Source organism: Nocardia sp. CA-128927 (assembly GCF_050955855.1).
Classification (GTDB): domain Bacteria; phylum Actinomycetota; class Actinomycetes; order Mycobacteriales; family Mycobacteriaceae; genus Nocardia.
Map to the genome: position 1 here is coordinate 1,095,540 of NZ_CP192087.1, position 12,591 is coordinate 1,108,130.

At 68.7% G+C, this 12,591-nt stretch carries 1 protein-coding gene; it reads left to right on the top strand.

Going from position 1 to position 12,591, the window contains the following annotated elements; all coding sequences use genetic code 11:
• Positions 1 to 164: 164 nt before the first annotated feature.
• Positions 165 to 12,377, top strand: coding sequence for an amino acid adenylation domain-containing protein (locus tag ACQPW1_RS05295; RefSeq protein ID WP_433665148.1), 12,213 nt, complete (start codon positions 165 to 167; stop codon positions 12,375 to 12,377).
• The last annotated feature ends 214 nt before the right edge of the window (positions 12,378 to 12,591 follow it).

The following is a 12,591-nucleotide window of genomic DNA, read 5'->3' on the forward strand; positions in this document are numbered from 1 at the left end:
TTCGACAGGCAGGATGAGCAGAGTTTCATGGTTCGTGTTTTGGGGGACGTGCGTCGGATTGGTCGGCGGGGAAGCAAGATCCTGGCACTGGTGAACGCATGACGCGTTCCGCTCGTGTCCGCCCAGCTCGGACCCGGCGGCCCCGGGTCATCACACTGCCGCAGCTGATGGCGACCGCCGTCGAAGCGAACCCTGACGGCGTCGCCCTCACCTATGCCGACGCGACCACGACACTGGCGCAACTGAGCTACGCCGAGCTCGACGAGCGGTCGACCCGCTTGGCGCGGCTGCTGATCGAGCGCGGCGTCGGCCCGGAAGATCTTGTCGCGATCGGTGTTCCGCGCTCGATCGAATCCGTACTCGCGGTCTGGGCGGTGGCCAAGTCCGGCGCAGGCTTCGTGCCGGTGGACCCGAACTACCCGGCCGACCGCATCGAACACATGGTGAAGGACTCCGGCGCGGTCTTCGGCCTGACGACGGCTCAGGCCGCCACCCAGCTGCCGGGGCAGGTCGAATGGCTTGTCATCGATAGCGACACCACCCTGCGCTCGCTCGAACGGCACTCGACCGAGCCGATCACCAACGCCGATCGGGTGCGCCAGCTGCGCGCCGAGCATCCGGCCTGGGTGATCTACACCTCCGGTTCGACCGGGGTGCCGAAGGGCGTCGTCGCCACCCAGGCCGGGCTGGCCGGGTTCTGCGAGGAGCAGCGCACCCACTACGGCGTCACGAGTACCGCACGGACCCTGCACTTTTCGTCGCCCTCGTTCGACGCGTCGATGCTGGAGCTGCTGCTCGCGCTCGGCGGCGCGGCGACCATGGTCGTGGTGGCCCCGACGGTGTTCGGCGGTGACGATCTCGCCGAGCTGCTGCGCCGCGAACGGGTGACGCACGCGTTCATCACGCCCGCCGCGCTGGCCTCGATCGATCCCGCCGGTCTCGACGATCTCGGGGTGGTCGCCGTCGGTGGCGAGGCCTGGCCGCCGGATCTGGTGCGGCGCTGGATACTTCCGGTCTCCGGCGGCGTTCGCGCGCTGTTCAACGTATACGGGCCCACGGAGACCACCATCGTGGTGAATATCGGTACGCCGCTGGTGCTCGACGCCCCGCTGACCATCGGCGGGCCGATTCGCGGCGTCACCGAATATGTGCTGGACGAACGGCTTTCGCCGGTGCCGGACGGTGTGGTCGGCGAGCTGTACATCGCGGGCGCGCAGGTGGCCCGCGGCTACCACGAGCGACCGGCGCTCACCGCCACTCACTTCGTGGCGAATCCGTTCGATCCCAACGGGTCTCGGCTGTATCGCTCCGGCGACCTGGTCAGATGGGTGGATGCATCGCGAAGCGATTCGATGGGGGGTGGTGGTCGGGCGACGGGTGGGCCGGCGGAGGGTCGGCTGGAGTATGCGGGGCGCAACGACCTCCAGGTGAAGGTGCGTGGTTTCCGCATCGAGCTCGGCGAGATCGACGCGGTGCTCGCCACCCACGACAGCGTCGACTTCGCGGTGACCGTCGGGCATCAGCTCGACAGCGGGACAACGATTCTGGCGTCCTACGTGCTGGCCGCGCCCGGCGCGGCGGTGGACACCGACGAGCTGATCGCGGTCGCCGAGCACCGGTTGCCCGCGCACATGGTGCCGACCATCATCACGGTGCTGGACGAGATCCCGCTGTCGCCGACCGGCAAGCTGGACCGGCGCGCACTGCCCGCACCGCAGCTGCAGACCAAGGAATTCCGCGCGCCGAGTGGGCAACTGGAGCAGCTGGTCGCGCAGATCTTCGCGGAGCTGCTGGACGCCGGCGCGCCGATCGGCGCCGACGACGACTTCTTCGAGCTCGGCGGCAACTCGCTGATCGCCACCAAGGTGGTGGCCAGGATCGGCGCGCAGATCGGCGCCAGGGTGCCCGCGCGGACCGTCTTCGAGGCGCCGACGGTCGCCGGTCTGGCCGAGCGGCTCGCCCCGCTCACCGGGTCGGGCGGCAGGCAGGCGCTGGCGCGGATGCCACGCCCCGAACACATTCCGTTGTCGCTGGCGCAGCAGCGGATGTGGTTCCTGAACCAGTTCGACACCGCGTCGGCGGCGAACAACATTCCGTTCGCGATCCGGCTCTCCGGCGCGCTGGACGTGCCCGCGCTGCGGGCGGCGGTCGCCGATCTGGTCGAGCGGCACGAGACCCTGCGCACGGTCTACCCGGCGGTGGACGGCACCGGCTACCAGGTGGTGTTGCCCGCAGAACAGGCGACGCCCGAGCTGTCGATCTCCGAGATCTCCGAGTCCGAGCTGCCGAGCAAGCTGGCCGAGTTCATGCTGGCCGGATTCGATGTCGCGGTCGAAGTGCCGCTGCGAATGGCGTTGCTCCACTTGGGCAGTGACGACTACGTGCTCGCGGTGGTCGTGCACCACATCGCGGCCGACGGTACCTCGATGGCGCCGATGGTGCAGGACCTGACCGTCGCGTACTTCGCCCGCACCGCGGGCGCCGCGCCCGGCTGGGCGCCGTTGCCGGTGCAATACGCCGACTATGCCCTGTGGCAGCGCGCGATGCTCGGCGACGAGAACGATCCCAAGTCGGTGGCCGCCGAGCAGATCGGTTACTGGCGAAACGCTTTGGCGGGTCTGCCCGGCAGGCTCGAGCTGCCCGCGGATCGGCCACGGCCCGCATTGGCTTCCAGTCGAGGCGGCGTCTACACGTTCGAGGTGGATGCCCAGACCACCGCCAAGCTCGACGCGATCGCGCAGGACACGGGTGCCTCGCTGTTCATGGTGGTGCACGCGGCCTTCGCGGCATTGCTGACCCGGCTGTCGGGTTCCACCGACATCGCCATCGGTACGCCGGTGGCGGGCCGCGGCGAGGCGGAGCTGGACGGCCTGATCGGCATGTTCGTCAACATGCTCGTGCTGCGCACCGAGAGCGCGCCGGGTGCATCGTTCCGTGAGCTGGTCGAGTCGGCCAAAAAGGTTGACCTCGCGGCTTTTTCGCATGTGGAGCTACCGTTCGAGCGGCTCGTCGAGGTGCTCGATCCCGCGCGTTCGCAGGCGCATCATCCGCTGTTCCAAGTGGCGCTGTTCTTCCAGAACATGGAGAAACCCGCGTTGGAACTACCGGGGCTGTCCGCGTCGGCTTTGGATCTCGACGGTGCGGCAGCCAAGTTCGACCTGCAGTTGACGGTCACCCCGCACGAGGGCGAGAACACCGGCCTCTCGGCCATGTTCAGCTACGCCACCGACCTGTTCGACGAGGCGACGGTGGCGCGGTTCGCCGCCCGATTCCGCCGACTGCTGCGCGCGGTCACCGCCGATCCGGACCGGGCGGTGGGCGATGCCGACCTGCTATCGCTGGTCGAGCGGGATCGAATCCTGTTCGAGTGGAACGACACCCGGCAACGGGTGGCGCCGCATCTGCTGCTCGACGGCTATCGGCAGACGGTGGCCGCCAACCCGGAGGCTGTTGCGCTCGCCTATGAGGGCACCGAGCTCACCTATCGCGAGTTCGATGAGCGGGTCAACAAGCTTGCCCGGTTGCTGATTTCGCAGGGTGTCGGCGCGGAGTCGCTGGTGGGTCTGGCGATTCGTCGGTCCATCGACCTCGTCGTCGGCATGTACGCGATCGTGACCGCGGGCGGCGCGTACGTGCCGTTGGATCCGAATCATCCGGCCGAGCGGATCGCGCACATCCTCGACACCGCCCAACCCGCCTGTGTCGTCACAACTTCCGCCGACGCGGTCGCCTTGCCGGACGGCATTGCGGCGGTCGCTATCGATACCGCCGACCTCGCGCGATTCGATGGCACGCCGGTTCGCGCGGACGAGCTGCTGCGGCCGGTATCGCCGCTGAACCCCGCGTACGTCATCTTCACCTCCGGCTCCACCGGTCGCCCCAAGGGCGTCGCGGTGTCACACGCGGCGATCAACAACCAGATCGAATGGATGCTCGCCGAGTACCCGCTCAACCAAGACGACGTCTACCTGCAGAAGACCGCGACCACCTTCGACGTGTCGCTGTGGGGCTTCTTCATGCCGCTGCGCGTGGGCGCGAAGCTGGTCGTCGCGACGCCGGACGGTCATCGTGACCCGGCCTACGTCGCGGAAACCATTGCCGCGCAGTCGGTGACGGTCACCGACTTCGTGCCGTCGATGCTGACGATCTTCGCCGCGCACACCGCCAAGGGCGCCATCCCGACGCTGGAGCAGATCTTCGTGATCGGTGAGGCATTGCCACCGGAGACGGTCACCGCGGTGCACGCGGTGATCGACGCCGACGTGCACAACCTCTACGGTCCCACCGAGGCCGCCGTGTCGGTGACCTACTGGCCCGCCGACGGCTCCGATACCCGCTCGGTGCCGATCGGGTTGCCGCAGTGGAACACTCGCGTGTACGTGCTCGACGCGCGGCTGCGCCCGGTACCCGACGGTGTCGCGGGCGAGCTGTACCTGGCCGGTGATCAACTGGCGCGTGGGTACGTGCGCAGGCCCGATCTGACGGCGGATCGCTTCGTGGCGAATCCGTTCGGCACCGGTCAGCGCATGTATCGCACCGGCGACCTCGTGGTGTGGCGCAAGGCCTCCGGCGCGGACGCCGACGAGGACATGGTGCTCGACTACCTCGGGCGCACCGACTTCCAGGTGAAGTTCCGCGGTCAGCGGATCGAGCTCGGCGAGATCGAAACCGCGCTGCTCGCCCAGCCTTCGGTGAGCCAGTCCGTCGCGCTGGTCAGCCAGTCGACGCTCGGTGACCAGCTGGTCGCCTACGCCGTCGCCGCGCCCGGCGACCGGATCGACCCGCAGGAGTTGCGGGCCGCCATCGCGGAAACGCTGCCCACCTACATGGTTCCGTCCGCCATCGTCGCGCTCGACGAGTTGCCGCTGAACCCCAGCGGCAAGCTGGATCGCAAGGCGCTGCCCGAGCCGATGTTCACGGCGCGCGAATTCCGCGCGCCCGCAACGCCGGTCGAGGAGATCGTGGCCGGCGTCTTCGGTGAGGTGCTCGGACTGACCCGGGTCGGCGCCGACGACGACTTCTTCGCGCTCGGCGGCAACTCGCTGATCGCCACCCAGGTGGTGGCGCGGCTGGGTGCCGCCATCGGCGGCCGTGTGCCGGTGCGGACGCTGTTCGAAGCACCCACCGTTGCCGGTCTCGCGGCCGTGGTCGACTCGCAGGTGCACAGCCGTCCCGGGGTCGAGCTCGGCAGCATCGCGCGGCCGGACGAGCTGCCGCTGTCGTTGGCGCAGCGCCGGATGTGGTTCCTCAACCGCTTCGACCAGTCCGACGACGAGACGGCCGGGTCGGCCGCCTACAACCTGCCGTTCGCCTTGCGGCTGACCGGCGCGCTGGATGTGGCCGCGCTCGGTGCGGCACTGCACGATGTGGTGGCGCGGCACGAGGTGCTGCGCACCGTCTACCCCGAGACAGCCGATGGCCCGATCCAGGTTGTGTTGCCGCCCAACGAGGTTGCGCTCGATGTCACGCCGCGGCTGCTGAGCGAGACCGACGTGGCGAGCGCGGTGTACGCGCTGGCGTCGAGTTCGTTCGACGTGACCACCGAGGTCCCGGTGCGGGTGGCGCTGCTTCAGGTCGACGGCTACGCGGACGCGTATGTGCTTGCCGTAGTGGTGCATCACATCGCCGCCGACGGGTCCTCGATGGGCCCACTGGTGCGTGACGTGATGATCGCCTACGCCGCGCGGACCGCGGGCGAGGCGCCGAGCTGGGCGCCGCTGCGGGTGCAGTACGCCGATTACGCGCTGTGGCAGCGTGCGGTGCTCGGCGACGAGGCCGACGCCGAATCGATTGCCGCGCAGCAGATCAGCTTCTGGCGCTCGCACCTGGCCGACCTGCCGGATCTGCTGGAGTTGCCGACGGATCGGCCGCGTCCTGCGATCGCGTCGATGGCCGGTGCACGGGTGGATGTGGAGATCGACGCGGCCACCCATGCCGGTCTCGTGGAACTTGCTCGCGCGCATGGTGCGACGTTGTTCATGGTCGTACACACCGCGCTGGCCGTCCTGCTGGCCCGGCTCTCGGGTTCGGCCGACGTTGCTATCGGTACGCCGTTGGCGGGCCGTGGTGAGCGTGAGCTCGACGACCTGATCGGCATGTTCGTGAACACGGTGGTGTTCCGGACGCAGTTCGAGTCGGGTGAGTCGTTCGTCGAATTGCTCGGCAGGCAGCGGGAATCCGATCTGCAGGCATTCGCGCACGCGGACATCCCGTTCGAGCGCCTGGTAGAGGTGCTCAACCCGCCGCGCTCGACGGCGCATCATCCGCTGTTCCAGGTGGGGCTGTCGTTCCAGAACATCGCTCGCGCCGCGCTCGAACTGCCCGGGCTCGCGGTGTCGGGACTGGACGCGGATCTGGCTGTGTCGCAGTTCGATCTGCATCTGATCGTGGGCGACGGCTACGACGAATCCGGTGTGCCGACGGGCATGGGTGGGTTCTTCACCTATGCGACAGACCTTTTCGATGCCGCGACCGTGCAGGGCTTCGCCGAGCGGTTCGCCCGGATCCTCGCGGCCGTGGTGGCTGATGCGACGACGCCGGTCGGGGATATCGAGGTGCTCGACGAGATCGAGCGCGACGATGTGCTCGGTCGATGGAACGCCACCGAGCAGCAGGTCGACCAGTCGGCGACATTGGTTTCGCTGCTGGACGCCGCCGTGGCGGCCGATCCGCGATCCGTGGCGCTCGTGGTCGATCTGCCCGCTGGTCGGGAGAAGGTGACCTACGAAGAGCTGGATGCTCGGGTGAATCGCCTTGCCCGGTACCTGATCTCGGTGGGCGTCGGCCCGGAGTCGCGGGTGGCGCTCGCCTTCCGTCGTTCGGCGGACCTGGTCGTGGCCATGTACGCGGTGGCGAAGTCCGGTGGCGCGTATGTGCCGGTGGATCCGGATCAGGGCGCCGAGCGGACGAGTTACATCCTCGAGACCGCGGCACCGGTGTGCGTGCTGACCAACGCCGATGCCGAATTCGGCACGGATGTCGCGCCTTTGGTGCGGATCGATGAACTCGACCTCGATGGACTGGATGCGTCCCCGGTCACCGATGGTGAACGGGTGGCGCCGTTGCATCCGGAGAACACCGCGTACGTGATCTTCACGTCGGGTTCGACGGGTCGTCCGAAGGGCGTTGCGGTTTCGCATGGCGCGATCGCGAATCAGTTGCAATGGAAGGTCACCGAGTTCGGTCTGGACGCCGCTGATGCGATTCTGCTGAAGACCGCTGCCACGTTCGACCTTTCGGTGTGGGAGTTCTGGTCTGCGGCGGTCTGCGGTGGCCGTTTGGTCATCGCGGCTCATGACGGTCATCGAGATCCGGCCTACCTGAACGACCTGATGTCGCGCGAGTGGGTCACCACGCTGCATGTGGTGCCGTCGATGCTCGACGCGCTCACCGTGGGCGACTTCCCGACGTCGCTGTGGCGGGTGCTGGCGATCGGTGAGGCGCTGCCGTCCGGCTTGGCGCAGCGCTTCCTGCGCGACTATCCGCGCGTCGAACTGTTCAACCTGTACGGCCCGACCGAGGCCGCGGTGTCCGTCACCAGCCACCGGGTCACCCGAATCGATCAGGCGTCGGTGCCCGTTGGTGCGCCGGAGTGGAACAGCCAAGTCTTCGTGCTGGATTCGCGACTGCGGCCGGTGCCGGTCGGCGTATCCGGTGAGCTTTACCTGGCCGGTGCGCAGCTTGCGCGTGGGTACTTCGGTCGGGCGGATCTGACGTCGGATCGGTTCGTGGCCAATCCGTTCCAGACCGGTGCCCGGATGTATCGCACCGGTGACCTGGTCGCGTGGCACGCCTCCGGTGAGCTGGAGTACCGGGGCCGCACCGACTTCCAGGTCAAGATTCGTGGCTTCCGCATCGAACTCGCGGAGATCGACGCGGCGCTGCTCGCGCTGCCGCAGATCGCGCAGGCCGCGGTCATCGCGAAGTCGGACCCGCGCACCGGCGATCGCCTGGTCGCCTACCTGGTCCCGGCAGCCGCCGATGTCGATGTCGCCGAGGTGAAATCGGCGCTGACCGCTGGTTTGCCGTCGTACATGGTGCCCGCTGCGTTCGTCGTTCTCGATGCATTGCCGCTCAATGTGAACGGCAAGCTGGATCGAAAGGCGCTGCCGGAGCCCGAGTTCGAGGCTCAGGCGTTCCGTGCACCGTCGACTCCGATCGAGGAGATCGTGGCCTCGGTGTACGCCGAGGTGCTCGGTGTCGAGCAGGTCGGTGCAGATGACGACTTCTTCGGTCTGGGTGGTAACTCGCTGCTGGCCACGCAGGTCGCCGCCCGCATCGGCGCCGCGCTGGATTCCCGTGTCCCCGTGCGGACCCTGTTCGAAGCGTCGACCGTCGCCGGTCTGGCAGCCAAGGTCGAACGGTACGCAGGCACCGGCGGCCGCAAGGCGCTGGTCGCAGGCCCACGCCCGGAACAGATTCCACTATCGCTGGCACAGCAGCGCATGTGGTTCCTGAACCAGTTCGACACCGGCTCCGCCGTCTACAACATCCCGGCCGCCATCCGCCTGTCCGGCGAACTCGATGTCGCCGCACTGCAAGCCGCGGTGACCGACTTGGTGGCCCGCCACGAGATCCTGCGCACCACCTACCCGCAGACCCAGCACGGCCCGGTGCAATCCATCGCCGCACAGGTGCCGGTCGACCTCACGCCCGCGCAGATCGGCGGCGCGGACGTGGTGGATGCGGTATATCGCGTCGTCGCAGCGGGTTTCGACGTCACCACCGAGGTTCCGTTCCGCGCCAAGCTGTTCCAGGTCACCGACACCGCCGACTACGTCTTGGTCTTCGTGGCGCACCACATCAGCGCCGACGGCTGGTCGATGGGCCCGCTGACCCGGGATCTGATGCTGGCCTATGCCGCCCGCACCGGCGGCGCCGCACCGGCCTGGGCGCCGCTCCCGGTCCAGTACGCGGACTACAGCATCTGGCAGCGCGAGGTGCTCGGCGACGAGGCCGATCCGCAGAGCCTGATCACCCAGCAGGCCGACTACTGGCGCATCGCGCTGGCCGCGCTGCCGGACGAACTGGCACTCCCGGCGGACCGCCCGCGACCCGCCGCGGCCTCGTACCGCGGCGCGACGCTGGACTTCGAGATCGATGCGGAACTACACGCCGCCCTCGACCGCGTTGCCCAGCAGCACAATTCGACCCTGTTCATGGTGGTGCACGCCGCGCTCGCGGTGCTGCTCGCCCGGCTGTCCGGCAGCACCGACATCGCGATCGGCACCCCGGTGGCCGGTCGCGGCGAGGCCGAACTCGACGACATGATCGGTATGTTCGTCAACACCCTGGTGCTGCGCAACGAGATCGAGCCCGGTGCCACTTTCGACGCGTTGCTCGCCGATGTGCGGGACACCGATGTCGCGGCCTTCGGCCACGCCGACCTGCCGTTCGAGCGCCTGGTCGAACTGCTTGATCCGGTCCGCTCGGCGGCCAGGCACCCGCTGTTCCAGGTGATGCTGGTCTTCCAGAACCTGGCCCAGGCCTCGCTCGAGCTGCCCGGACTCACCGTGTCCGGCATCGATCCGCAGGTCCAGGCCGCGAAGTTCGACCTTCAGCTCACCGTCGCGGAGCAGCCTGATACCCAAGGCATTTCGGCGATCCTCACCTACGCGACGGACCTGTTCGACGCCGCGACGGTGCAGAACTTCGCCGACCGCTTCCGCCGCATCCTCGCTGCGGTGGCCGCCGATGCCGCAGTGGTGGTCGGCGATATCGACGTGCTCGCCGCCGGTGAACGCGAACTCGTACTGCACGAATGGAATTCACTCGGCGCCTGGGTGCCCGGTGCCACGCTGCCCGGCCTCATCGCCGATCAGGTCTGGCGCCGCCCGGACGCGGTCGCCATCAGATTCGGCGACCGCACCCTCACCTTCCGTGAATTGCAGCGCCGCGCCAACCAGGTCGCCCGAGCACTGATCGCCCAGGGCGCGGGCCCGGAATCGCTGGTGGCCGTTGCGGTGCCACGCACCGAGGATCTGCCGGTCGCCCTGCTCGGCGTCCTCGCCACCGGTGCCGCGTACCTGCCGATCGACTCCGCCTACCCGGCGCAACGGCTGGAATTCATGCTCGCCGACGCCGCCCCGGTCTGCGTGCTGACCACGGCGGACGAACGCGCCGTGGTGCCCACCGGTGACCTGCCCGTCGTCTTGTTCGAGGAGACAACGGCATTCGCCGACGCGCCCGTGCACGATGCCGACCGGCTCGCACCGCTGCATCCCGACAACCTGGCCTACGTCATCTACACGTCCGGCTCGACCGGCGTGCCGAAGGGCGTCGGTGTCGCACACCGCAATGTCGTCGAGCTGTTCGCGAACACCCAAACCCTGTTCCGCTTCGACGAACATGACGTCTGGACCCTGTTCCACTCGTTCGCATTCGACTTCTCGGTGTGGGAGCTGTGGTGCGGCCTCGCACACGGCGGCTCGGTCGTCGTGGTCGACTACGTCACCTCGCGGTCGCCGGAACAGTTCCGCGAGTTGCTGATTCGCGAGCGCGTGACGGTGCTGAACCAAACCCCGTCCGCCTTCTACCAATTGGTGGAGGCCGACCGGTCCGCCGAGCCGAGTGCGCTGGCGCTCCGCTACGTCGTGTTCGGCGGCGAGGCCCTGGACCTGCGCAAGCTCGAGCGCTGGTACGAACGGCACGGCGCGACAACCCGTTTGGTCAACATGTACGGCATCACCGAGACCACGGTGCACGTGTCGTTCCTGCCGCTGGACGAGCAGGACCGGCGCAACGCGGCCAGCGTCATCGGCCGTGCCATCCCCGGCCTGGACGCCTACGTGCTCGACCCGCGCCTGCACCCGACCCCGCTCGACGTGCCGGGCGAGATCCACGTCGTCGGCGCGCAGCTGTCCCGCGGCTACCTGGGCAAGCCGGGCCTCACCGCGGCCCGATTCGTGGCAAACCCGTTCGGCGCGCCCGGTTCTCGCATGTACCGCACCGGCGACGTCGGTCGCTGGCGGGACTGCGGCGACAAGGCGCTGCTCGAATACGCCGGGCGCAGCGACCAGCAGGTGCAGCTGCGTGGCTTCCGCATCGAACTCGGCGAGATCGAGGCGGCGCTGGTGCGCTGCGACGGCGTGAATCAGGCCGTCGCCCTGGTCCGTTCGGATGCGCACGGCGACCGGCTCATCGGTTACGTGGTGTCCGATGGTGCTGCCGACATTGATCCGGTGACCGTCCGTTCCAGGGTCGCCGAGTTCCTCACCGGCTACATGGTCCCGGACGCGATCGTGGTCCTGGACTCGCTCCCGCTGACGCCGAACGGCAAGCTGGACCGAAAGGCGCTGCCCGCACCGGAATTCGTCAGCGCGCACACCTTCCGCGCGCCGAGCTCGGCATTGGAGCAGTCCATCGCCGCGGTATTCGCGGACCTGCTCGGCGCCGAGACCGTCGGCCTCGATGACGACTTCTTCACCCTCGGCGGCAACTCGCTGCTCGCCGCGCAGGCGGTCGGCCGACTGCGCGAGGTCACCGGCGCGACGGTCAGCGTGCAATGGTTCTTCACCGACGCCACGGTGGCCGGACTGGCTACGCGGATCGACACGCAGACAACGGGGGAGACCGACCCCGACGCCGCCATGAACATCCTGCTGCCGATCCGCAGCACCGGCACCGCGGCGCCGCTGTTCTGCCTGCACCCGATGTACGGCCTGGCCTGGAGCTATGCCGGGCTCACCCAGCACCTGCCCGCCGAGCAGCCGATCTACGGCGTGCAGTCGCCAGCTCTGTCCGAGGACGGCGACCTGCCGGACTCGATCGCCGAGCTGGCGCACCGCTACGTCGCCGAGATCAGGACCGTGCAGCCGCACGGCCCGTACCGGTTGCTCGGCTGGTCGCTCGGCGGCGTGCTCGCGCACGCGATCGCCACCGAGCTACAGGCCGGCGGCGAACAGGTCGCGCTGCTCGCCATGATGGACAGCCACCCGAACCCCGACGTCGCGGGTTTCCGCGCGGCGGTGCGCGGCGCGCTGGCCGAACTCGGGCTCGGCGGCGACCTCATCGGGGCCGAGGACGACATCTACGACCTCAGCGACCAGGCGCTGGCCGCACTGCACGCGATGATCCCGCCGGAACTGGTCGCCCTGACCCCCGAACGGTTGCGTCGTATCTATCGCAGCGCGGTCCGCTCAGCGGAACTGATCGCCCAGCACCGTCCAGGGGTGTTCGACGGCACACTGGAGTACTTCAGCGCGGCCGTGGCCGATCCCGCGGATGTGCTTCGCGCCACTGCCACCGACTGGTCGCCGCACGTGACGGGCGCGGTGGTCGATCGGCCGGTCGGCGTGACGCACGCGCAGATGACCGCGCCGGAGGCCCTGGCCGAGATCGGCGCCGAGCTGGCGATTCTGCTCGGTCGGCTGAGCTGAGCAGGTGCTGTCGACGTGAGGTCACCAATCGCGCGTCGGCAGGGAATAATCGTCCCCGGCGCGTGTTTCGCGCGGTCGGGTCGCGGTCCGCTTGATGGATCGCACGGGCTGTGTTCGGCGTGCGCCGGTGGGGTCGGTAACGATGGGCATGCGCGCGTTCGATGATCATGGGGGTGGGGAGCATCGAGGCGGGTTTGCGGCGACAACAGGCAGG